Annotated in this window: 21 protein-coding genes and 1 tRNA gene; 15 read left to right on the plus strand and 7 right to left on the minus strand. The window is 71.9% G+C overall.

Features of this window, described 5'->3' with window-relative positions; all coding sequences use genetic code 11:
• Positions 1–107 precede the first annotated feature (107 nt).
• The 7 genes from clpS to C2142_RS24650 all read left to right on the plus strand — a co-directional run bounded on the left by clpS (position 108) and on the right by C2142_RS24650 (position 4,875).
• The gene (clpS, locus tag C2142_RS24625; RefSeq protein WP_148644646.1) at positions 108–401 is read left to right on the plus strand and encodes an ATP-dependent Clp protease adapter ClpS; all 294 of its coding nucleotides are present in this window, start codon (positions 108–110) and stop codon (positions 399–401) included.
• An 80-nt stretch (positions 402–481) separates the two neighbouring features.
• Positions 482–1,057, plus strand: a complete 576-nt coding sequence (locus tag C2142_RS24630; protein ID WP_148644647.1) for a DUF2017 domain-containing protein — start codon at positions 482–484, stop codon at positions 1,055–1,057.
• A 186-nt stretch (positions 1,058–1,243) separates the two neighbouring features.
• A complete protein-coding gene (locus C2142_RS24635) occupies positions 1,244–2,686 on the plus strand; it encodes an amino acid permease (protein ID WP_148644648.1) in 1,443 nt (480 codons plus the stop codon).
• Between the two features lie 65 nt (positions 2,687–2,751).
• Positions 2,752–3,183 carry a M67 family metallopeptidase gene (locus C2142_RS24640; protein ID WP_148644649.1) on the plus strand — a complete coding sequence of 144 codons (432 nt, stop codon included), beginning with the start codon at positions 2,752–2,754 and terminating at the stop codon, positions 3,181–3,183.
• 139 nt (positions 3,184–3,322) lie between these two features.
• Positions 3,323–3,442 (plus strand): putative leader peptide, encoded by a 120-nt coding sequence (locus C2142_RS42015; RefSeq protein WP_326846449.1) that lies wholly within the window; start codon positions 3,323–3,325, stop codon positions 3,440–3,442.
• Positions 3,443–3,545: 103 nt separating this feature from the next.
• A complete protein-coding gene (locus C2142_RS24645; protein WP_148644650.1) occupies positions 3,546–3,824 on the plus strand; it encodes a MoaD/ThiS family protein in 279 nt (92 codons plus the stop codon).
• An 82-nt stretch (positions 3,825–3,906) separates the two neighbouring features.
• Positions 3,907–4,875, plus strand: a complete 969-nt coding sequence (locus C2142_RS24650) for a cysteine synthase (protein WP_148644651.1) — start codon at positions 3,907–3,909, stop codon at positions 4,873–4,875.
• A gap of 4 nt (positions 4,876–4,879) precedes the next feature.
• On the opposite strand, the gene C2142_RS24655 is transcribed toward C2142_RS24650, so the two are convergent.
• Positions 4,880–5,347, minus strand: a complete 468-nt coding sequence (locus C2142_RS24655) for a type II toxin-antitoxin system PemK/MazF family toxin (protein ID WP_148644652.1) — start codon at positions 5,345–5,347, stop codon at positions 4,880–4,882.
• A 185-nt stretch (positions 5,348–5,532) separates the two neighbouring features.
• On the opposite strand from C2142_RS24655, the gene C2142_RS24660 reads away from it, so the two are divergent.
• The 3 genes from C2142_RS24660 to C2142_RS24670 all read left to right on the plus strand — a co-directional run bounded on the left by C2142_RS24660 (position 5,533) and on the right by C2142_RS24670 (position 8,280).
• On the plus strand, positions 5,533–5,721 hold the full coding sequence (locus C2142_RS24660) for a MerR family transcriptional regulator (RefSeq protein ID WP_148644653.1): 189 nt from the start codon (positions 5,533–5,535) through the stop codon (positions 5,719–5,721).
• A gap of 198 nt (positions 5,722–5,919) precedes the next feature.
• Complete coding sequence (locus C2142_RS24665) at positions 5,920–6,666, plus strand: MBL fold metallo-hydrolase (protein ID WP_148644654.1); 747 nt, start codon at positions 5,920–5,922, stop codon at positions 6,664–6,666.
• A 213-nt stretch (positions 6,667–6,879) separates the two neighbouring features.
• Positions 6,880–8,280, plus strand: coding sequence for a hypothetical protein (locus C2142_RS24670; RefSeq protein WP_148644655.1), 1,401 nt, complete (start codon positions 6,880–6,882; stop codon positions 8,278–8,280).
• 120 nt (positions 8,281–8,400) lie between these two features.
• Here the strand turns inward: C2142_RS24670 and C2142_RS24675 are convergent, their stop codons facing one another.
• The 4 genes from C2142_RS24675 to C2142_RS24690 form a co-directional block, all read right to left on the minus strand.
• Positions 8,401–9,687, minus strand: a complete 1,287-nt coding sequence (locus C2142_RS24675; protein ID WP_148644656.1) for an LLM class flavin-dependent oxidoreductase — start codon at positions 9,685–9,687, stop codon at positions 8,401–8,403.
• The gene (locus C2142_RS24680) at positions 9,684–10,745 is read right to left on the minus strand and encodes an LLM class flavin-dependent oxidoreductase (protein ID WP_148644657.1); all 1,062 of its coding nucleotides are present in this window, start codon (positions 10,743–10,745) and stop codon (positions 9,684–9,686) included. Before C2142_RS24680 ends, C2142_RS24675 begins: the two co-directional genes overlap by 4 nt.
• A 402-nt stretch (positions 10,746–11,147) precedes the next feature.
• Positions 11,148–12,425: a PTS transporter subunit EIIC gene (locus C2142_RS24685; protein WP_148644658.1), complete on the minus strand. Its 1,278-nt coding sequence runs from the start codon at positions 12,423–12,425 to the stop codon at positions 11,148–11,150.
• 899 nt (positions 12,426–13,324) lie between these two features.
• The gene (locus C2142_RS24690; protein ID WP_148644659.1) at positions 13,325–14,614 is read right to left on the minus strand and encodes a PTS transporter subunit EIIC; all 1,290 of its coding nucleotides are present in this window, start codon (positions 14,612–14,614) and stop codon (positions 13,325–13,327) included.
• A 256-nt stretch (positions 14,615–14,870) separates the two neighbouring features.
• On the opposite strand from C2142_RS24690, the gene C2142_RS41700 reads away from it, so the two are divergent.
• From C2142_RS41700 to rdgB, 4 genes are all read left to right on the plus strand, one after another.
• On the plus strand, positions 14,871–15,254 hold the full coding sequence (locus C2142_RS41700) for a PTS glucose/sucrose transporter subunit IIB (protein WP_277347271.1): 384 nt from the start codon (positions 14,871–14,873) through the stop codon (positions 15,252–15,254).
• 259 nt (positions 15,255–15,513) lie between these two features.
• A complete protein-coding gene (rph, locus tag C2142_RS24700; protein ID WP_148644661.1) occupies positions 15,514–16,239 on the plus strand; it encodes a ribonuclease PH in 726 nt (241 codons plus the stop codon).
• A gap of 148 nt (positions 16,240–16,387) precedes the next feature.
• Positions 16,388–16,792, plus strand: a complete 405-nt coding sequence (locus tag C2142_RS24705; RefSeq protein ID WP_148644662.1) for a hypothetical protein — start codon at positions 16,388–16,390, stop codon at positions 16,790–16,792.
• Between the two features lie 20 nt (positions 16,793–16,812).
• A complete protein-coding gene (rdgB, locus tag C2142_RS24710) occupies positions 16,813–17,418 on the plus strand; it encodes an RdgB/HAM1 family non-canonical purine NTP pyrophosphatase (protein ID WP_148644663.1) in 606 nt (201 codons plus the stop codon).
• A 69-nt stretch (positions 17,419–17,487) separates the two neighbouring features.
• Here the strand turns inward: rdgB and C2142_RS24715 are convergent.
• Both C2142_RS24715 and C2142_RS24720 read right to left on the minus strand, forming a co-directional pair.
• Positions 17,488–17,571, minus strand: a tRNA-Leu gene (locus tag C2142_RS24715).
• A 7-nt stretch (positions 17,572–17,578) separates the two neighbouring features.
• Positions 17,579–18,298, minus strand: a complete 720-nt coding sequence (locus tag C2142_RS24720) for an HNH endonuclease signature motif containing protein (RefSeq protein WP_148644664.1) — start codon at positions 18,296–18,298, stop codon at positions 17,579–17,581.
• A 318-nt stretch (positions 18,299–18,616) separates the two neighbouring features.
• Here C2142_RS24720 and C2142_RS24725 point away from each other — a divergent pair, with 318 nt between their 5' ends.
• Positions 18,617–21,112 carry a glycosyl hydrolase family 18 protein gene (locus C2142_RS24725; RefSeq protein ID WP_241002754.1) on the plus strand — a complete coding sequence of 832 codons (2,496 nt, stop codon included), beginning with the start codon at positions 18,617–18,619 and terminating at the stop codon, positions 21,110–21,112.
• Positions 21,113–21,216 lie beyond the last annotated feature (104 nt).

Below are 21,216 nucleotides of genomic sequence, written 5' to 3' on the forward strand. Positions count from 1 at the left end.
GGGGGCGTTCGCGAAGGCGTGGGGCGGAATCGCCCGGAGGTCCCCCGGATGGCAGCATGGGGGCTGAAAGGTGCAGGTACCGGAGGAACGGCAAGGAGGACCCGGCGGTGAGTGTCGCGCCCGCAGAGATCGAGCGACCGGAGGTCGAAGGCCTGCCGGTGGCGGAGCCGGACACGCCCTGGGTGACCATCGTGCACAACGACCCGGTCAACCTGATGAGCTACGTCCAGTACGTCTTCCAGGCCTACTTCGGGTACCCGAAGGACAAGGCCCGGAAGCTGATGATGGAGGTGCACACCAAGGGTCGGGCGGTGGTCTCCAGCGGCTCCCGCGAGGAGATGGAGCGCGACGTGCAGGCGATGCACGGCTACGGCCTCTGGGCGACGCTCCAGCACGACTGAGCCGCGGCGCCGCCGGGTGCCGCACCACCGGGGGCGGCGCCGCACCACCGAAGACGACGAAGACGGGCTGACCGATAACGATGGCTGGGTTGTTCGAGAGTGCCGGCGGCGGGAGCGCGGCGATCGCGCTGGACGAGGTGGAGGCCTCCATCCTGCGCTCCCTGGAAGTGCAGATGCTGGAGCTGATCGGCCCCGGCCCGGGCGGCGAGGGCGGCGACCCGCTGGCCGCGCTGTTCGCCGAGGGCCCGACCGAGGCGCCCTCGGACCCGGCGCTGGCCCGGCTGTTCCCGGACGCCTACCGGGACCCGGAGAAGCCCGAGGACGACGAGAGCAGGGCGGCCTCCGGTGAGTTCCGCCGCTACACCGAGCTCGACCTGCGCGCCCGCAAGCGCGACGACGCGCTGCAGGTGGTCCGGGCGCTGGACGGGCTCGGCGGTGAGGGCGGGGTGCTCAAGCTGCCCGCCGCCGACTGCCCGCGCTGGTTGTGCGCGCTCAACGACCTCCGGCTGACCCTGGGCGTGCGGCTGGACGTCACCGAGGAGGACGAGCAGGGGCTGTACGACCTGCCGGACGCCGACGAGCGGAAGCCGCTGGTGATGGCGTACCTGTGGCTGGGCGCCCTCCAGGAGTCGCTGCTGGAGGCGCTCTCGGACTGAATTCTGCCCGGAACCGGGCAGGCCCCGACCCCCGTCCGCATGCTGGACAGGAGGTCGGGGCCTTTAGGTTCAAAACGGGCGAAACCGTAGTACTCCATGCTCAAATGTCGCTCAGATGAACACCGCTGTCCGGACGTCGCGTGGTACGACTTCTCACCCCACGAGACCCACCCAGGACGGTGCACCATGGCCGAGCAGCTCCACGACGAAACGGTCGACACCAAACCGGACGGCGAGGGCTACGAGCGGGGGCTGGGCAGCCGCCAGATCCAGATGATCGCGATCGGCGGCGCCATCGGCACCGGCCTCTTCCTCGGCGCCGGCACCGCGATCTCCAAGTCCGGCCCGAGCCTGATCCTGTCGTACGCGGTGGCGGGCGTGGCGATCTTCGCGATCATGCGGGCGCTCGGTGAACTCCTCACGTACCGCCCGGTGTCCGGCAGCTTCGCGGAGTACGCCCGGGAGTTCCTCGGCCCCTTCGCGGGCTACGTGACGGGCTGGACGTACTGGCTCTTCTGGGTGGTCACGGGCATGGCGGAAACCACCGCCGCCGCCGTCTACGTGAAGTTCTGGGCGCCCGGCATCCCACAGTGGCTCAGCGCGCTGACCTTCCTGGTCGTCCTCTACGCGGCCAACCTGATCTCGGTGAAGCTCTTCGGCGAGATCGAGTTCTGGTTCTCCATGGTCAAGGTCACCGCCATCATCGGCATGATCCTGATCGGCATCGGCGTCCTCACCCTCGGCTTCAGCGACGCCGGTGACACCGCGTCGGTCAGCCACCTCTGGGAGAACGGCGGCTTCTTCCCCAAGGGGATCGGCGCCACCGTGATGACGCTGCAGATCGTCATGTTCGCCTACCTCGGCGTGGAACTCGTCGGCGTCACCGCCGGCGAGAGCGAGGACCCGCAGAAGACCCTGCCGCGCGCCATCAACACCCTCCCCTGGCGCATCGCGCTGTTCTACATCGGCGCCCTGGTGGTCATCCTCTCGCTCGTCCCGTGGACCGAGTTCCAGCCCGGCGTCAGCCCGTTCGTCGCCGCCTTCGGCAAGATCGGCATCCCCGCCGCGGCCGGCATCATCAACTTCGTGGTGCTCACCGCCGCGCTTTCCTCCTGCAACTCCGGCATGTACTCCACCGGCCGGATGCTGCGCGACCTCGCCCTGCGCGGCCAGGCCCCCGCCGGCCTCACCAAGCTCAACTCCCGCCGCACCCCGGCCGCCGCGATCACCCTCTCCTCGCTGCTGATGGGCGCCGGCGTCGTCCTCAACTACCTCGTCCCGGCCAAGGCGTTCGAGTACATCACCTCGGTCGCCACCGTCTGCGGCCTCTGGACCTGGGCGATGATCCTGATCTGCCAGATCCGCTACCGCAAGGCCTGGAAGGCCGGCCACCTCCCGCCGCCCACCTTCAAGGCACCCGGTGGCGTCTGGAGCAGCTGGGCCGCGCTCGCCTTCCTCGCCCTGGTCGTCGTGCTGATCGCCCTGGACGAGGACAGCCGCATCTCGCTGTACGTCCTCCCCGTCTGGGCCGTGCTGCTGGTGGTCGGCTACCAGGCCCTCAAGCGCCGCAGCCCGGCCGCCCTCGACGCCGTCGCCGACGACCAGCAGCACGCCCACGTCGGTGGCTGACCACCTGTCGGACCACGGCGTGGACGCCCCGGCCGGGGCCCGCGGGGCGTGGCTATCCTGACCGCATGCTGACCATCACCCGAGAACTGCGCGACGCGATCGTCGCCCACGCCCGCGCCGACCACCCGGACGAGGCCTGTGGCGTGGTGGCAGGAGCGGCCGGGACCGGGCGGCCCGAGCGGTTCGTCCCGATGCTCAACGCCGCCCGCTCGCCCACCTTCTACGAGTTCGACTCGGGCGACCTGCTCAAGCTGTACCGCGAGATGGACGACCGGGACGAGGAGCCCGTGGTCGTCTACCACTCGCACACCGCGACCGAGGCCTACCCCTCGCGCACCGACGTGAGCTACGCCTCCGAGCCGTTCGCCCACTACGTCCTGGTCTCCACCGCCGACGGCAACGGCCCCGACGACCCGTACCAGTTCCGCTCGTTCCGCATCGTGGACGGCGAGATCACAGAGGAAGACGTCCAGGTCGTCGAGGCCTACCAGCCCTGACCAGCACCCACCTGGGCGCGGCCCGCCGACTGCCCGCGAGCGGTCGGCGGGCCGACGTCATCTCAACAGAAGAAACAGAAACATCCGGATCACGAGACGGGCATGTCGGAGCGAGGCCGGGAATCTATACGATGAGCCCATGCGTTCCGTCGATGTGAGCACCCAGGCCCCGGGCACCCGCCTCGTGGCGCGCCTGCACATCGACCTGTGCCGGCTCGCCAGTGCGATCTGTCCCGGCACGCCGGCGCGCTCTCGCTGAGCCGCCCGCCCGCGCCCGCCGCACGCCCTGCGCCCCGGGCCCACCCCGCCCCGCCGCGCCCGCTGCGGCCCATCCACCTCACGACTCGCACAGGAGCGCACCCATGGCCATCGAGGTCCGCATCCCGACCATCCTCCGCACCTACACCGACGGCGCCAAGGCCGTCGAGGGCTCCGGCAGCAACCTCGGGGAACTCTTCCACGACCTCGACGCCCGCCACCCGGGCATCGCCGCCCGCCTGCTGGAGGGCGGCGAGCTGCGCCGCTTCGTCAACGTCTACCTGAACGACGAGGACGTCCGCTTCCTGGAGGGCATCTCCACCGCCCTCGCCGACGGCGACAGCGTCACCATCCTGCCCGCCGTGGCCGGCGGCGCCCGCTGATCTCCCGCTCCCCCGCCCGCCCGCCCGCGTGGGCGGGGGAGCCGCCGCTCCCGACCCTCACCGCCGTTGCCGGAGGCCCCCCTTGCGTTACGACAGCCCGCTCGAAGCCGTCGGCAACACCCCGCTGGTCCGCCTGCCCCGACTCTCCGCCGGCATCCCCGGCAACACCGACGGCCAGGTCACCCTCTGGGCCAAGCTGGAGGACCGCAACCCCACCGGCTCCATCAAGGACCGCCCGGCGCTGCACATGATCGAGCGCGCCGAGGCCACCGGAGTGCTCACCCCCGGCTGCACCATCCTGGAACCCACCAGCGGCAACACCGGCATCTCGCTCGCCATGGCCGCCAAGCTCAAGGGCTACCGGATGGTCTGCGTGATGCCCGAGAACACCAGCGAGGAGCGCCGCGAACTGCTGCGCATGTGGGGCGCCGAGATCATCGCCTCCCCGGCCGCCGGCGGCTCCAACACCGCGGTGCGGATCGCCAAGGAGATCGCCGCCGAGCATCCCGACTGGGTCATGCTCTACCAGTACGGCAACCCGGACAACGCCGGCGCCCACTACGCCACGACCGGCCCCGAGATCCTCGCCGACCTGCCCACCGTCACGCACTTCGTGGCCGGCCTCGGCACCACCGGCACCCTGATGGGCGTCGGCCGCTACCTGCGCGAGAAGGTCCCCGGCATCCGGATCGTCGCCGCCGAACCGCGCTACGACGACCTGGTCTACGGCCTGCGCAACCTCGACGAGGGCTTCGTCCCCGAGCTGTACGACGCCGAGGTGCTCACCACCCGGTTCTCCGTCGGCTCCGCCGACGCCGTCCGCCGCACCCGCGAACTCCTCCAGCAGGAGGGCATCTTCGCCGGCGTGTCCACCGGCGCGATCCTGCACGCCGCGCTCGGCGCCGGCCGCAAGGCCGCCGCGGCCGGGCAGCGCGCCGACATCGTCTTCGTCGTCGCCGACGGCGGCTGGAAGTACCTGTCCACCGGCATCTACACCGCCGAGACGACCGAGGCCGCGGTCGAGGCACTGCAGGGCCAGCTCTGGGCCTGACGGCTCACCGGCCGGCCGACATCGCCCGCTGCGCGCGGGCCCAGATCTGCCGGTCCACCACGCCGGCCCGGCGGCGGAAGTCGGCGAGCGGCACCTCGCGCAGCTCGTCCGTCTCCAGCCAACTGGTCCGGCCCTGGCGGTCGCCCACCGAGCCCGGCGGCAGCGGCAGCACGCCCGGCCGGTCGGCGTGGTGCTTGCTGGTGATCTTCGCGACGGTCGCGGTGCGGCCGGTCACCCGCAGCACCAGGCACGGGCGGTCCTTCACCCCCGGGCCGTCCTCGAACGGCACCTGCGCCCACCAGATCTCCTGCGGCGCGGGGCCGCCCGCCCGCCTCCGCTCCGGACGGGGCCGCGGCGGCGCCGTCGGCACGGGGGCCCGCCGCGCCTTCCGGCGGGCCAGGATCAGGCCCCCCACCCAGGCGCCCACCGCCGCGGCGACCGTCCAGAGCGCGAGCCACCAGTAGTTGGTCATGCGGCGAACCGTACCCGGCGCCCACCCGCCGCCACCACCGTTGTCCGGGTGGCAGCAGGTGATTTGTCCGCGTCCTGCTCCCGGTTCGTCACGGTATGACCACAGGGCGCGGTCCGCGGTGGGGCCGCCCCGGGCACCGGTCAGGCTGATCACGCCCGCCCCCACGCACAACCGGAGGTGACGCCGTGAGCCGCAGCCCCGACCTGTGGTCGTACGCCGAGATCGCCCGCCACATCACCGTCCAGCCGGAGACCGTCCGCAACTACCGGCGGCACGGCCTGCTGCCCGACCCGGACGTCGTCGGCGGCGGCCACCCCCGCTGGTACCCCGAGACGATCAGGGCCTGGGCCCGCCGGCGTCCCCGCCACCGCTGAATCGGCCCCTCCGGTCCCCGCCGGACCGGCGGCCCCGGCGTTCTGGTGATTCCAGCCACAGCGCGGCACGGAGACGGGGGCAAAGTGCCTCTCCGCCCTTACCCTCGACACACGCGAGGGCAGCGCCACCGGCCGGTTCACCGGCCCGCACTGCCATGACCAGCGGCAGCCAGGACGTGTCGGGGCGGAGGGGCTCGGATGAAACTGACCGTGGTGGGGTGCTCGGGGAGCTTCCCGTCCGCCGACTCCCCGTGCTCCAGCTACCTCGTGGAGACCGACGGCTACCGGGTCGTGCTCGACCTCGGCAACGGCGCACTCGGCGCCCTGCAGAAGTACGCCGACATCTACGACGTCGACGCCGTCCTGCTCAGCCACCTGCACGCCGACCACTGCGTCGACCTCTGCGCCTACTGGGTCGCCCGCAACTACCGCGCCGAGGGCTGTCCCGACCCGATGCCCGTCTACGGCCCGGCCGGCACCGCCGAGCGGCTCGCCCGCGCGTACGACATGCCGGAGAACCCCGGCATGAAGGAGGTCTTCGACTTCCGCACCCTCACCCCCGGCACCTTCGACCTCGGCCCGTTCCGGATCGGCGTCGCCCAGGTCAACCACCCCGTCGACGCCTTCGCCTTCCGGCTCGAACACGACGGCCGCAGCCTCGTCTACTCCGGCGACACCGGCGAAAGCGACGAACTCGTCGAGCTCGCCCGCGACGCCGACCTCTTCCTCTGCGAAGCCGCGTACATCGACGGCCGCGACACCTACCGGGCCGTCCACCTCAACGGCCGCGAGGCCGGCGAGCACGCCGCCGCCGCCCGAGCCCGCCGCCTCGTCCTCACCCACATCCCGCCGTGGACCGACGCCGAGCACAACCGCCGGGACGCCGCCGCCGCCTTCGCGGGCCCGGTCGACATCGCCCGGGCCGGCGCGGTCTACGAGATCTGAGCCGACGGGCGGGCCCTTCGCGGGCGCACACGAAGAATTTTCGGAATCACCTGCAACCGCCGGGCCTCCCGGGCGTCTTGGTAAGTGAGCGGCGGGAGAGCCGCCACCGCCAGGCCGGGCCCGTCGGGCCGGCCACCGTCAACGTCACCAGCACGCCTACTTCGTGCTGCCCGGAGGCCTCGCCGCCGTCCGGGAAGGTTCCGGGGGGAATCCATGCGCCAGAAGCAGCTCAACCGTGCCCTGCGCCGTGTCCGCGGCGTCGTGCCGGCCGTCGTCCTCACCGCCGGGCTGGTCGCCGGAGGGGCGGTGACCGCCGCGCCGGCCTTCGCCGCCGCGGGGCCGCTCAACCTCACCGTCCACGGCCCGGCCGGGATCGGCTTCGCCGGCCAGCCGGTGGAGTTCACCGAGACCATCGGCAACGCGGGGGACCAGGGCTTCGCCGTCGCGCTGGAACTCTCGGTCGAGACCAGCCTCGGGGCGCCGGCCAACGCCATGAGCCTGGACTGGCGCAACGACATGACCGGCGGCTGGGAGCACCTCTCGCTGGAGTCCCGCACCGCGGGGGACAAGGTCGTCTTCTCTACCGTCGCGGGCAAGATCATCGTCCCGCCGGGGGGAACCGACGTCCACCTGCGGCTCGGCGCACCCATGGGGACGCCGCACAACGGCGACAGCAACGGCGGCGTCGGTCCCGCCGCCACCCTCCGGTCGAGTGTCAAGGGCTGGTGGCAGGACAGCCCGGTCGAGCCCGAGGTCAAGGACGCCCGCCAGATCAAGGTGGACTCGATCTCCAACGGCATCGCCGGGGTGCCGCACACGGCCGTCGCCGGCGGCGCGCCGATCGAGTTCGACGCGGTGCTCCGGAACCCGAGCCCGTCGGCCTACGCCAACCTCGGCAACGTGCTCTTCACGGACGGACACGCCAAGCTCGAAGTGCGCGGCGCCGACGGCCGGTGGACGGCGCTGACCGCCGTGCCCCGGGGGGAGGCGGACGGCGGAGGCTCGGGCTTCTACCTCGACGGCCGTGACTCCTCGGCCGCGCCCGGCAGCACGACGACCAAGCGGGTCCGGGTGACCTACCCCTCCGCCATGCCGGCCGGCCCGACCCGGTTGCAGCCCTGCGTCTTCGTCAACGAGTCGGCCGGCCACCCCTTCCGCGGCACCACGGCCTGCTCGGACGGCGTGGACGTCCAGGTCGCCGTGGACACCGCCGCGAAGGGGCGCGGCGCCGGCCCGACCACCACCGCCACCATCCCGGCCACCGGCCAGGGCGCGGGTCAGGGCACGGGCACGGGCACGGGCACGGGCCAGGCCACCGGCCAGGACACCAACCAGGCCAAGCCGAAGCCGAAGGGCGGTGCCGCCCCCGCCCCCGCCCCCGCGCCGGCCGCCGCCGTCACCACCGCCCCGGCCGCGCCCGGCGCGACCGCCACGCCGACCGCCACCCCCGCCTCGTCCGGCACGGTGACCGTGGCCGCGCCCGCCCCCGCCGAGCGGCTGGCCACCACCGGCGCCGACGGCGACCGCACCAGCGTGATCGCGGGCGCCGCCGCGGTGCTGCTCGGCGTCGGCTCGGGCGCCTTCGCCCTGTTCCGCCGCCGCCGCTCCGCCTGACACCACGGCGACCACCGGCACCCCGACCTGGGGGCGCAGAGCCGCTTCCAGGCCGGCGTGCACGCGGCCCGCCTCGCCGGATCTGAGTCCGGTCCGTGGCGGGCCGCGCGCCGGCGGGGCTCAGGGCCGTCCGGGCACCGGCAGGCCGAGGTGCTCGCGCAGCGTCGTCCCGGTGTACTCGGTGCGGAACACCCCGCGCTCCTGGAGCAGCGGCACCACCTGGTCCACGAAGTCGTCCAGCCCACCCGGGGTGAGGTGCGGGACGAGGATGAAGCCGTCCGCCGCGTCGCTCTGCACGTGGGCGTCGAGCTGGGCGGCGATCGTCGCCGCGCTGCCGATGAACGACTGCCGGCCGGTCACCTCGATCACCAGCTCGCGGCTGCTCAGCCCCTTCTCGGCCGCCACCGCCCGCCACCGGGCGGCGATCTCCAGCGGGTCGCCGAGCCTGGTCCGGCCCTGGACGAGGGTGCTGTCCACCACCGGGTCGGCGGTGGGCAGCGGCCCGTCCGGGTCGTGGCCGGAGAGGTCGGTGCCCCAGATCTGCTCCAGGTAGGCGATGGCGGTCCGCGGCCCGACCTGGGCGCGGCGGATCTCGGCGGCGCGCTCGGCGGCGTCGGCGTCGGTGTCCCCCAGCACGTACGTGACACCGGGCATGATCTTCAGCTCGTCCGGCTTGCGCCCGTACGCGGCCAGCCGTCGCTTCACGTCGGCGTGGAAGGCCTGGCCGGCGGCCAGGGTGGAGTGCCGGCTGAAGACGACGTCGGCCGTGGCGGCGGCGAACTCCCGGCCCTCGTCGGAGTCCCCGGCCTGGATGACCACCGGGTGCCCCTGCGGCGGGCGGGGGAGGGAGAGCCGGCCCTCGACGTCGAACTGCGGGCCGACGTGCCGGACGTCCCCGCCCCCGGTGTCCCAGAACTCCCGGGTCAGCTGCACGAATTCGGCGGCCCGGGTGTAGCGGTCGGCGCGGTCGAGGTAGCCGCCGCGGCGGAAGTTCTCGCCGGTGAAGGCGTCCGAGGAGGTGACCACGTTCCAGGCCGCCCGGCCGCCGGAGAGGTGGTCCAGCGAGGCGAACCGCCGGGCCAGCTCGTACGGTTCGTTGAAGGTGGCGTTGACGGTGGCGGCCAGGCCGAGGTGGGTGGTGACGGCGGCCAGGGCGCCCAGGACGGTGATCGACTCGGGCCGGCCGACCACGTCCAGGTCGTGGATCAGGCCCTTCACCTCGCGCAGCCGCAGGCCCTCGGCGAGGAAGAAGAAGTCGAACCTCCCGCGTTCGGCGGTCTCGGCGAGATGGCGGAAGGAGGAGAACTCGATCTGGCTCCGGGAGGCCGGGTCCGTCCACACCGTGGTGTTGTTGACGCCCGGGAAGTGCGCCGCGAGGTGGATCTGCTTGAGCGGTCGGTCCGTCATCGGGTCACCTCGAAGGCGTTGGTCGCAGCGGTGGCGACGGCAGGCGCGCCGACGGTGGCCGGGGCGGGGGCGTAGCGGCCGGCCGGGCGGGCCAGGCCGAGGTGGTCGCGCAGGGTGCGGCCGGTGTACCCGGTGCGGAACAGTCCGCGCCCGCGCAGCGCCGGGACGACGCGGTCGGCGAGGGCGGCCAGGTCACGGGCGGGGTCGGCGGGCACCAGGTGGAAGCCGTCGACGCCTGCGCCGCCCCCGGAGAGTTCGGCGGTCAGGGCGGCGGCGGCCGTCTCGTCGGGCAGGGCGGCGTCGATCCGGGCCAGGATGCGCAGGCCCTCGCCCGCGCGCAGCCGCAGTTCGGTGGCGGCGGCCAGCCGGGCGGTCCGGCCGGGGGCGTCGAGCAGGACGACGTCCGCGTACCGGGCCGCCGTCTCGACCCGGGCCCGGCCGCCGGCCGGGGCGTCCGGCGCGAGGTCGGCCGCGGCGACGGCGACCGCGACGACCGGCCGGCCCTGCGGCGGGCGCGGGGTGATGGACGGGCCCCGGACGGAGAAGTGCGGGCCCTCGAAGTCGATGTGGTGCAGCTTGTCGCGGTCGATGAACCGGCCGGTCGCGACGTCGCGGATCTCCGCGTCGTCCTCCCAGCTGTCCCAGAGCCGCGCGGCGACCTCGGCGGCGTCGGCGGCCTCGGCCCAGAGCACGTCGGCCGGGGCGACGTCCTTGCGGCCGAAGGCCCGGGCCTGCGCCTCGGTGTCGGAGACCCCGACCAGCCAGCCGGCCCGGCCCTCGCTCACCCAGTCCAGGGTGTTGACGGAGATCGAGGTGTGGAACGGCTCGGTGTGCGTGGTGGTCACGGTCGGGACCAGGCCGATCCCCCGGGTGTCCGGGGCGAGCCGGGCGAAGGTGGCGAGGGCGTCGAGCCGCTGCGGCTCGGGGGCGTAGGAGTCGTCGAGGGTGACGAAGTCCAGGGTGGCCCGCTCGGCGAGGCGGGCGAGGTCGGTGAAGTGCCCGGCGTCGAAGTGGCCGGAGCTGTCGAGGGCGGCGGACAGGTGCAACTGGCGGGGCATGGCGAGGCCTTGACTTTCCTCGTACGGGAGTGGTGCCTGCACAGTGCAGGCGGGCACGTGGCGGCGGCCCGGGCGGCGGGCGGTCACGTGTGACGGGAAGCGGGGGCCGGGGCGCGGCGGGGCGTCAGCCGGGCGGCGGCGGGGGAACGGTCAGGTCAGGCGCAACACGCCGCCGACCACACGCGACCGAAGTCGATGTGGCTGCGGGTGACCAGGATGCGCGGGGCGTTCACCGACTCAGTTGACCAGCGGTCTTGTCGGTTCGTCAACCGTCGTCTCACCGGAGCGCTCCGGCGGTGGGACGGGCGGGGCGAGGGCGGGCAGCGCGAACGGCCCCGCCCCGCCGCTCGGGGGAGCGAGCGGCGGGGCGGGGCCGGGGGTGCTGCGGGTCGTACCTCGGCGTCAGGCCTTGGTGACGTCCTCGATCTCGTCGTCGTCCTCGCGACCGGGGGTCTTGAGGTCGAACTTGACGATCGCGAAGCGGAAGAGGAAGTAGTACAGCGCGGCGAACGCGATACCGATCGGGATGATCATCCACGGGTCGGTGGCCTTGTTCCAGGCGAGCGCGTAGTCGATCAGGCCGCCGGAGAAGGTGAAGCCGTCGTGCACGCCGAGCGCCCAGGTGAGGGCCATCGAGACGGCGGTCAGCACCGCGTGGATGACGTACAGGGCCGGGGCGATGAAGACGAAGGCGAACTCGATCGGCTCGGTGACACCGGTGACGAAGGAGGTCAGCGCCAGCGACAGCATCATGCCGGTGACGGCCTTGCGGCGGTGCGGCTTGGCGGTGTGGGCGATGGCGAACGCGGCGGCGGGCAGCGCGAACATCATGATCGGGAAGAAGCCCGACATGAACTGTCCGGCGGTCGGGTCGCCGGCGAAGAAGCGGGTGAGGTCACCGTGGACGACGGTGCCGTCGGGCTTGGTGAAGTCACCGGTCTGGAACCAGGCGTAGGAGTTCACGAACTGGTGCATGCCGACCGGCAGCAGACCGCGGTTGACCAGGCCGAACGCGCCAGCGCCGAACGCGCCGGCGCCGATCAGGGTGTCGTTCAGGCTCTTGATGGCGTCGCCGACCGGGCCCCAGGCCAGGGCGAAGACGACACCGACGGCGGTGCCGACGAAGGCCATGATGATCGGGACGAGGCGGCGGCCGTTGAAGAAGCCGAGCCAGTCGACCAGCCTGGTGCGGTGGTACTTCTGCCACAGCACGGCGGAGAGCAGACCGATCACGATGCCGCCGAGCACACCCGGGTTCTGGTACGTGGCCGCGGTGTACTTGCCGTCGACGACCGCGGCCTCGGTGACCGGGAAGGCGGTCAGCACGTTCTTGTACACCAGGAAGCCGACGAGGGCGGCGAGCGCGGTGGAGCCGTCCGCCTTCTTGGCGAAGCCGATCGCGATACCCACCGCGAACAGCAGCGGCAGGTTGGCGAAGACCGCGTCACCGGCGGTGGCGAACACCGCGGCGACCTTGTTCCAGCCGAGGCCGTCCTTGCCGAACACGTCGTCCTGGCCGAGGCGCAGCAGCAGACCGGCGGCCGGGAGAACGGCGATGGGCAGCTGGAGGCTGCGGCCGATCTTCTGCAGACCCTGCAGCAGGTTCTGGCCGAACTTCTTGGTGGGGCTGGGCGTGGCCGGAGCCGCGGCGGGCGCCGGTGCCTGCGCAGACTGACTCATGGGGGTGGGTTCCTAACGGCAGGGCGGGTCGGTCGGGGGTAGGTGCACAGGGGGCCGAACCGCGAACTGGTCTACACCACACGTGGTGTAGACCAGTTTTGTAGCACGGGTGGAGAAGGGGGGGAACCCCTGAAAGCGGTGCTGGTGAGAAGCGCTATGAAATCGAAACCTACTTGCGGATCGACGATCATGATTACCCGCCGTGATTGGTATTTTGGCTATTTGCGCAACAAAAAGAGGCGGTCGACCACTGGAGGCCGACCGGCGGGCCAGTCCTGGGGGCGGGGGTCCGCCGGGGACGTCCGTCCGGCGGGGCGGGCGGCGGCGCGCGCAGGTGTCCGGGAGCGGCAGGGGTGGGGCGGGGCACGGGGCGGCCGGCTGCGGACCGGCCGGCCGGGCGGCATCCGGGGCGGCCGGACGCGGGGGAGTGCGAGAGGGTTCCGGCCCCCCTGGCCGCCGTCCGGAAAACGCCGCCGCATTGCCGTCGCGCTCCGCCGGGCCTTCCCATGCGCCGGGCGAACCCGTGGCGGCGCCCCGGTGACGCGGTTGCGGCGGATTGCCGGCCGCCGGGCCGCGGTCGCGGTGGCGGTCTTCCCCCACCCGGCTCCCGTCCGGCCCCCACCCGGATTCCGCCCGGCCCCCGCCCGGTTTCCCGTCCGGTCCTCCCGCCGAAGCCGTGCGGGCGGGCCGGGTGCCCGGGCGGCGGCGGGCCCCCGTGCGGGCGGGCCGGGGCGGGGTCCGGGTGGGGCCGCAGGTCGCGTTCCGGGGTGCCGCCGAATTTCCCGGCTGCCGAATAGCCGGAGTTCCGTACCGGGACCATCGCCCTGTTCCGGATATGCCGAAGGCCCCCGGACCGGTGGTCCGCGGGCCTTTTCGGAAGGCGCGTGGTGACGCTCGGTTTATGCCTTGGTCACGTCCTCGACCTCGCTCTCGTCCTCGCGCCCGGGTGTTTTCATGTCGAATTTCACGATGATGAACCGGAACAGCGCGTAGTACACGGCGGCGAAGCCGAGCCCGATGAGGATGATCATCCAGGGCTTCGTGGCCAGGCTCCAGTTGATCACGTAGTCGATCAGGCCGGCCGAGAAGCTGAAGCCGTCGTGCACCCCCAGCCCCCAGGTCACCGCCATCGAAGCGCCGGTCAGCAGGGCGTGCACCGCGTACAGCGCCGGGGCGACGTAGGCGAAGGAGTACTCGATCGGCTCGGTCACGCCGGTGACGAAGGAGGTCAGGCCGACCGAGAGCATCAGACCGTAGATCTCCTTGCGGCGGTGCACCTTGGCGGAGTGCGCGATCGCCAGGGCGGCGGCCGGCAGCGCGAACATCATGATGGGGAAGAAGCCGGACTGGAACTGGCCGGCCGTCGGGTCGCCCGCCAGGAAGCGCGGGATGTCGCCGTGCACGACCATGCCGTCCGGCTTGGTGAACGAGCCGAACTGGAACCAGACGAAGGTGTTCAGCAGTTGGTGCATGCCGATCAGCAGCAGCACGCGGTTGCAGACGCCGAAGATGCCGGCGCCGCCCGACTGCAGGTCGACGAGGTGCTGGCTGAAGTCGTTCATGGCGCGGCCGATCGGCGGCCAGGCCCAGACCGCGAGGCAGGCGGCGAGCATGCCCACCAGGGCGGTGATCATCGGGACCAGGCGGCGGCCGTTGAAGAAGCCGAGCCAGTCCACCAGCCTGGTGCGGTGGAAGCGCACCCAGAGCCAGGCCGACATCAGGCCGATCAGGATGCCGCCCAGCACCCCCGGGTTCTGGTACGTCGCGGCCGCCGCCTTCGCCGAGGTGTAGTCCACACACTGGTTGCCGACCAGGATCGTGGGCGCCTTGCAGTCCTCGGGGAAGGCGTGCAGCACCTGGTAGTAGACGAGGAATCCCACCACGGCCGCGAGCGCCGTCGAGCCGTCCGCCTTCTTCGCCATGCCGATCGCGACCCCGATGCAGAAGAGCATCGGCAGGCCGAGCGAGGAGTCAAGCAGTGCGCCACCCGCCGCGGCGAAGACCTTGGCGACGTTGTCCCAGCCGAGGCCCTCCTTGCCGAAGACGTCCGGCTGTCCGAGCCGGTTGAGGATGCCGGCGGCCGGCAGCACCGCGACCGGCAGCTGGAGCGAGCGGCCCATCTTCTGGAGCCCGCCGTAGAAGGTGTGCCACCACGTGGTCTGCGGGGCCGTGGCGCCTGCCGAACTCATCCTTCGCCCTCCGGGAGCGGTAGCCGGCCGGTGGCCCCCTGCGGGACCGCTGGACGGGACTCAGGAACACCCGGGGCCCTTCCTGCGTTCATCGGGGTACACATATATTGGTGTAGACCACTTTTGGAGACGCAGGCAGCGTGCGCCGGGACGGAAGCCCCGCTGATCGTCATCCTCGGACGAAGATCCAGACGGTGCGCGCCAGAATGGGCCAAAAGTGGACTAACGTGGCATACCGGTCCTGGGCGGGTGATGCTTGTCGCGCTGCCGTGCAGCGCGACGGCCGCTGAATCCGCGTCAGCACCGGCACGGACCCACCCCCGGCCTCCGGCCGGGGACCCCCAGCACAGCGCAGGACGGCACCCGGCAGAGCAGCCGACGGGCCGAGACAGAGGGAGAACAACAGATGGCCAGCAAGGCTGAGAAGATCGTCGCCGGTCTGGGCGGCATCGACAACATCGAAGAGGTCGAAGGCTGCATCACCCGCCTGCGCACCGAGGTCAAGGACGCCTCCCTCGTCAACGAGGCCGCCCTCAAGGCGGCCGGCGCCCACGGCGTCGTGAAGATGGGCACCGCGATCCAGGTCGTCATCGGCACCGACGCCGACCCGATCGCCGCCGACATCGAGGACATGATGTGAGCTGAGCCCCCGGGCTCACCCCCCTCCGGCCCGGCGCCCCCTCCCCGGGGCGGCGGGCCGAGGGCCTTCCGGGCAGCCCGGAAGGCCCGGAATGGCAGCGCCCCCGGCACCGGGCACCCGGCCCCGCCCCCGCGAGCGCACCCCCGTACCCCCGGGGCGCACCCCCGGGCGCACCCCGGGCCCGGCCGCGGCAGGCGCGATTCCGGACCGGTCGGGGCGTACCGGGACCACCCGGCGGAAGCGGCTACGCTCGGTGCCTATGTCACGCATCGACGGCCGCACCCCCGAACAGCTCCGCCCCATCACCATCGAGCGGGGCTGGAGCAAGCACGCCGAAGGCTCCGTCCTCATCTCCTACGGCGACACCAAGGTGCTGTGCACCGCCAGCGTCACCGAGGGCGTCCCGCGCTGGCGCAAGGGCAGCGGCGAAGGCTGGGTCACCGCCGAATACTCCATGCTCCCCCGCGCCACCAACACCCGCGGCGACCGCGAAGCCGTCAAGGGCCGCATCGGCGGACGCACCCACGAGATCAGCCGCCTCATCGGCCGCTCCCTGCGCGCCGTCATCGACCACCGCGCCCTCGCCGAGAACACCATCGTCCTCGACTGCGACGTCCTCCAGGCCGACGGCGGCACCCGCACCGCCGCCATCACCGGCGCCTACGTCGCCCTCGTCGACGCCGTCGCCTGGGCCCGCGACAAGAAGATCCTCCGCGCCAAGGGCCAGCCCATCACCGGCGGCGTCAGCGCCGTCAGCGTCGGCATCATCGACGGCACCCCCATGCTCGACCTCCAGTACGAGGAGGACGTCCGCGCCGAGACCGACATGAACATCGTCTGCACCTCCGACGGCCGCTTCGTCGAGGTCCAGGGCACCGCCGAGGGCGCCCCCTTCGACCGCGCCCTCCTCGACCGCCTCCTCGACCTCGGCGCCCTCGGCTGCGCCGAGCTCGACGAGATCCAGCGCAAGGCCCTGGAGGGCTGACCCCCCGCCACCCGCGGCTCTCCGGGCCACCGGCGTTTACAGGCCGGGCCCGGAGACCGTACGGTTCCCGCAGCACACCGTTGCGGGAACCACGGGCACCCTCCGCGCGTCCCTCCTGAACGGAAACCGCGCCCACGAGGAGGACTTGATGCCCGACAGCATCACCCGCGCCGGCATCGCCCGCCCCGCCACTCTCGCCGTGGTCGCACTCATCGCCGTCCTCCCGCTCAGCGTGGTCAGCTGCTCCGCCGTGCAGAAGGCCATCGACTGCGGCAACACCGCGATCACGATCTCCGGCGACGTCAACGACGTCGTCAACGCCTACAACAACGTCAACAACGACGCCGCGGCCGCCGGGCAGGCCCTCCAGAAGCTCAAGACCGACCTCGACCAGCTCGGCAAGAACTCCTCCAACACCGACGTCGCCAAGGCCGTCACCGACCTCAACACCCAGGTCGACAAGATCCAGCAGGCGGCCAACAACAAGCAGGTCCCCGACCTCAAGCCGCTCGGCGACGCCGCGGGCAACCTCACCAAGGTCTGCACCGGCTGACGTCCGGTTAGGGTGGGTTCATGACCACCCGACTCATCCTCGCCACCCGCAACCAGCACAAGGTCGCCGAACTCCGCGCCATCCTCGGCGACGCCGGCCTGGACGTCGAACTGGTCGGTGCCGACGCCTATCCCGAGATTCCGGACGTCCCCGAGACCGGCGTCACCTTCGCCGAGAACGCCCTCCTCAAGGCACACGCCCTCGCCACGGCCACCGGCCTGCCCGCCGTCGCCGACGACTCCGGCCTCTGCGTGGACGTGCTGAACGGCGCCCCCGGCATCTTCTCCGCCCGCTGGGCCGGCAAGCACGGCGACGACCGCGCCAACCTGGACCTGCTCCTCGCCCAGCTCTCCGACATCGCCCCCGAGCACCGCGGCGCCCACTTCTTCTGCGCGGCGGCGCTCGCCCTGCCCGACGGCACCGAGCGCGTCGTCGAGGGCCGCCTCCCGGGCACCCTGCGGACCGCCCCGGCCGGCGAGGGCGGCTTCGGCTACGACCCGGTCCTCCAGCCCCTGGGGGAGACCCGCACGTGCGCGGAGATGACGGCCGACGAGAAGAACGCCATCAGCCACCGCGGCCAGGCCTTCCGCGCCCTCGCCCCGGTGGTGCGGGAGCTGCTGGGCTGAGCGGGGCGCAGGAACGGCGAAGGCCCGCCCGGAGATCATCTCCGGGCGGGCCTTCGATGTGAAGGATCGTGCGGCCTGAGGGATTCGAACCCTCACGGGATTTCTCCCACGGGCACCTAAAACCCGCGCGGCTGCCGGTTACGCCAAGGCCGCATGGTCCTCAGTCTAGGGGCTTGCCCGGGGCACGGACACCGCCATTTCGAGGTGCGCCGCCGTCCTGGCCGTCCGCCGGGTCCGGCGCGGTGCTCCTGTTCTTGTTGCGTCCGCAGTAAGTGTCGGTGACGGCGTGGCAGTTCGGGCAGAGCAGCCGGAGGTTGCCGGGGCGGTTGTCCGACCAGTCGCCGCTGATGTGGTCGACCTCCAGGGTCAGCGGGCGGCCCTGCCACTCGGGTCCGGTGCCGCAGCCCTCGCACAACTCGGGTCGGCCGAGCTCTCCGAGGGCCCGGCGGATCCGTACGCCGGGAAGCCGCTTGGCGTCCCACGGACGCCGGGTGAGGAGCCGTTCGGCCGGGATGCGGGTGGGGCCCTGCTTGCCGCGACTGTGGGCCTGTCCGGTGAAGTGCGAGGTGTCGATGCCGAGGGCCTTGATCCGGCGGCCGATGTGGGCCTGGGTGCCGCCGGCCTGGCGCTGGTTGAGGAACCGTACGACCCCCGCCACGCTCCGGCAGGCCGAGACGGCCTCCTGGAGGAGTTCGCGGGTGTAGATGCTTCCGGCCTGCCGGAAGTGCGATGTGTCGATCGCGTGCTCGGTCAGCTTGCGGCGCAGGTACTTGCGGCGGTCCTTGTTCGGCTCCTTGCCGAGGGCGGCGAGCATCTCGTCGAGCGAGGCGGTTGCCGCCGCGGTGGCCGCGAGCAGTTCGCGTGTGTACTTGACCGTCATGGTCGTCCCCCTTCGGGCTGGTGTGCGCCCGTCCCCCGTGCGGGTGAACGATCGTCGGGGCGTTCGGTTACGGCCCAGCCGGGGCTTCCCGGTGCTTCCCGGTGGTGGTGTGGGGTGGTCGTGGGTGTGCGGAGGAGCGGCCGGGACCGGCCGTCGCGGATCGGCCGTTCGGCCTGCGTTCTTGGGGATTTGATGACCAATTGGTACAGACCTATTGACCTATGTGGTTCAGACCACATAGCTTCGGCGCCAATCTGCATTCCCCCACGTGCGTGCTCCCCCACAGGCACGCGCCGACACTCTCTCCCGGAGGACCGAGTGTTGATCCGATCCACGGCGGAGCGGCGTCCCACCGCCGCCCGTCACTCCAAGAGCCCCGCCGCCCGGGCGGGTCTGGCCTCGCTGGCGGCCGCCGGCCTGGCGGGCCTGCTGGTGGCGACGCTGGGCGCGGCGCCCTCGCAGGCGTCCGCGACCGTCGACAACGCGTCCTGTCGTCCCGACGGCATGTACCAGACCCCCGGGGTGGACGTCCCGTACTGCAGCGTCTACGACACCGCGGGCCGCGAGAAGATGGGCGCGGACCACCAGCGCCGCATCATCGGCTACTTCACGGGCTGGCGCACCGGCAAGGACGGGACCCAGCCCTACCTGGTGAGCGACGTCCCCTGGGACAAGGTCACCCACCTGAACTACGCCTTCGGGCACGTCGGCGGCGACAACAAGATCTCCGTCGGCACCGACAACGACAAGAACGAGGCCACCGGGATCTCCTTCCCGGGCGTGCCCGGTGCGGAGCTGGACCCGTCGCTGCCCTACAAGGGGCACTTCAACCTGCTGACGAAGTTCAAGAAGCAGTACCCGAACGTCAAGACCATGATCTCGGTGGGCGGTTGGACCGAGACCGGCGGCTACTTCGGCGACGACGGCAAGCGCGTCAACTCCGGCGGCTTCTACTCGATGACCGTCAACCCGGACGGCAGCGTCAACCAGGCGGGCATCGACACCTTCGCCAACTCCTCGGTCGACTTCATCAAGAAGTACGGCTTCAACGGCGTCGACATCGACTACGAGTACCCGACCTCGATGAAGGACGCGGGCAACCCGCTGGACTGGCAGCTCGCCAACTCCAAGCGCGGTTCGCTCGCCAAGGGTTACGCGGCCCTGATGAAGACCCTGCGCGAGAAGCTGGACCGGGCCGGCGCCGCCGACGGCAAGCACTACCTGCTGTCGGTCGCGGCCCCGTCGTCCGGCTACCTGCTGCGTGGCATGGAGACCTTCCAGGTGGCGCAGTACCTGGACTACGTCAACATCATGTCGTACGACCTGCACGGCGCCTGGAACAAGTACGTCGGCCCGAACGCCTCGCTGTTCGACGACGGCAAGGACGGCGAGCTGGCCGCGGCCAACGTGTACGGCACCGGCCAGTACGGCGGGATCGGCTACTTGAACGCGGACTGGTCGTACCACTACTTCCGCGGTGCGGTGCCGGGCGGCCGGATCAACGTCGGGCTGCCGTACTACACGCGCGGGTTCAAGAACGTCACCGGCGGGACGAACGGCCTCTGGGGCACCTCCTCCACCAACAGCTGCCCGGTCGGCTCCGGCCTGACCACCTGCGGTGACGGCGCCGTCGGCATCGACAACATCTGGAACGACAAGGACGACGCGGGCAAGGAGTCCCCGGCCGGCTCGAACCCGATGTGGCACGCGAAGAACCTGGAGAAGGGCATCGTGCCCGACTACCTCTCCAAGTACGGCGTGACCGACACCGCCCTGCAGGGCACCTACGCCCGCAACTACAGCTCCTCGCTGGTGGCGCCGTGGCTGTGGAACGACTCGAAGAAGGTGTTCCTCTCCACCGAGGACGAGCAGTCGGTGGGCGCCAAGGCGGACTACATCGTCAACCAGGGTGCCGGCGGCGCGATGATCTGGGAGCTCGCGGGCGACTACAAGTGGGACGCGGCCGCCAACGGCGGCAAGGGCCAGTACGTGCCGGGCTCGACGCTGACCTCGCTGATGTACGACAAGTTCAAGGCGGCCTCGCCGTACGGTGCGGTCCGCTCGACGACCGCGCTGCCGCAGCAGACCCTGCCGATCGACGTGTCGTTCACCAACTTCGCGCTGGGCGACTCGAACTACCCGATCAACCCGAAGATCCACATCGTCAACAACTCGACGGTGACCCTGCCGGGCGGCACGGAGTTCCAATTCGACTACAGCAACTCGGCTCCGGGCAACGCGAAGGACCAGTCCGGCTTCGGGCTGACCGTCATCAAGCAGGACAACCCCGGTCCGGGCAACGTGGGCGGCCTCAAGGGCACCTACAACCGGGTCTCGGTGAAGCTGCCGGGCTGGCAGTCGCTGGCGCCGGGTGCGTCGATCGACATGGACTTCGTCTACTACCTGCCGGTGTCGACGCCGTCGAACTGGACGGTCAACGTCGGCGGCACGCTGTACGGCCTCAAGGGTGACCTGAGCCGGGGCGCCGTGGACGGCGGCACCGCGACGCCGACCCCGTCGCAGACGGCCACGCCGACCGCGACCCCGACGGTCACGCCCACGGTGACCCCGACGGTCACCCCGACCGTGACGCCCACGGTGACCCCGACGGTCACCCCGACCGTGACGCCGACCGCGACCCCGACCTCGGGCACCTGCACGGGTGCGCCGGCCTGGGACGCGGCTGCCACCTACGCGACCACCACCAAGGTGTCGTGGAAGGGCCACTACTACCAGAACAAGTGGTGGACCAAGGGCGACGACCCCAGCGCGAGCGGCTCGTGGGGCGTCTGGAGCGACCTCGGGACCTGCTGACGACAGCGGTCCGCCGAGGTGAGAGACGGCGGTGGCGGTGCACCCGGTCGGGGGGTGCGCCGCCACCGCTCCGTTTTCGCGACCGACCCGCTTTTCGCGACCGC

The sequence above is a fragment of the Streptomyces sp. CB01881 genome (assembly GCF_002953255.1).
GTDB lineage: Bacteria > Actinomycetota > Actinomycetes > Streptomycetales > Streptomycetaceae > Kitasatospora.

What these genes read in the sequence shown, in the direction of transcription:
- C2142_RS24640 (WP_148644649.1), top strand. Translation starts at nt 2,752, where the DNA reads ATGCTGACCATCACCCGAGAACTGCGCGACGCGATCGTCGCCCACGCC.
- C2142_RS24655 (WP_148644652.1), bottom strand. Translation starts at nt 5,347, where the DNA reads ATGACCAACTACTGGTGGCTCGCGCTCTGGACGGTCGCCGCGGCGGTG.
- C2142_RS24680 (WP_148644657.1), bottom strand. Translation starts at nt 10,745, where the DNA reads ATGCCCCGCCAGTTGCACCTGTCCGCCGCCCTCGACAGCTCCGGCCAC.
- C2142_RS24675 (WP_148644656.1), bottom strand. Translation starts at nt 9,687, where the DNA reads ATGACGGACCGACCGCTCAAGCAGATCCACCTCGCGGCGCACTTCCCG.
- rdgB (WP_148644663.1), top strand. Translation starts at nt 16,813, where the DNA reads ATGACCACCCGACTCATCCTCGCCACCCGCAACCAGCACAAGGTCGCC.
- C2142_RS42015 (WP_326846449.1), top strand. Translation starts at nt 3,323, where the DNA reads ATGCGTTCCGTCGATGTGAGCACCCAGGCCCCGGGCACCCGCCTCGTG.
- C2142_RS24720 (WP_148644664.1), bottom strand. Translation starts at nt 18,298, where the DNA reads ATGACGGTCAAGTACACACGCGAACTGCTCGCGGCCACCGCGGCGGCA.
- C2142_RS24665 (WP_148644654.1), top strand. Translation starts at nt 5,920, where the DNA reads ATGAAACTGACCGTGGTGGGGTGCTCGGGGAGCTTCCCGTCCGCCGAC.
- C2142_RS24690 (WP_148644659.1), bottom strand. Translation starts at nt 14,614, where the DNA reads ATGAGTTCGGCAGGCGCCACGGCCCCGCAGACCACGTGGTGGCACACC.
- C2142_RS24685 (WP_148644658.1), bottom strand. Translation starts at nt 12,425, where the DNA reads ATGAGTCAGTCTGCGCAGGCACCGGCGCCCGCCGCGGCTCCGGCCACG.
- C2142_RS24705 (WP_148644662.1), top strand. Translation starts at nt 16,388, where the DNA reads ATGCCCGACAGCATCACCCGCGCCGGCATCGCCCGCCCCGCCACTCTC.
- rph (WP_148644661.1), top strand. Translation starts at nt 15,514, where the DNA reads ATGTCACGCATCGACGGCCGCACCCCCGAACAGCTCCGCCCCATCACC.
- C2142_RS24670 (WP_148644655.1), top strand. Translation starts at nt 6,880, where the DNA reads ATGCGCCAGAAGCAGCTCAACCGTGCCCTGCGCCGTGTCCGCGGCGTC.
- C2142_RS24645 (WP_148644650.1), top strand. Translation starts at nt 3,546, where the DNA reads ATGGCCATCGAGGTCCGCATCCCGACCATCCTCCGCACCTACACCGAC.
- C2142_RS24635 (WP_148644648.1), top strand. Translation starts at nt 1,244, where the DNA reads ATGGCCGAGCAGCTCCACGACGAAACGGTCGACACCAAACCGGACGGC.
- C2142_RS24630 (WP_148644647.1), top strand. Translation starts at nt 482, where the DNA reads ATGGCTGGGTTGTTCGAGAGTGCCGGCGGCGGGAGCGCGGCGATCGCG.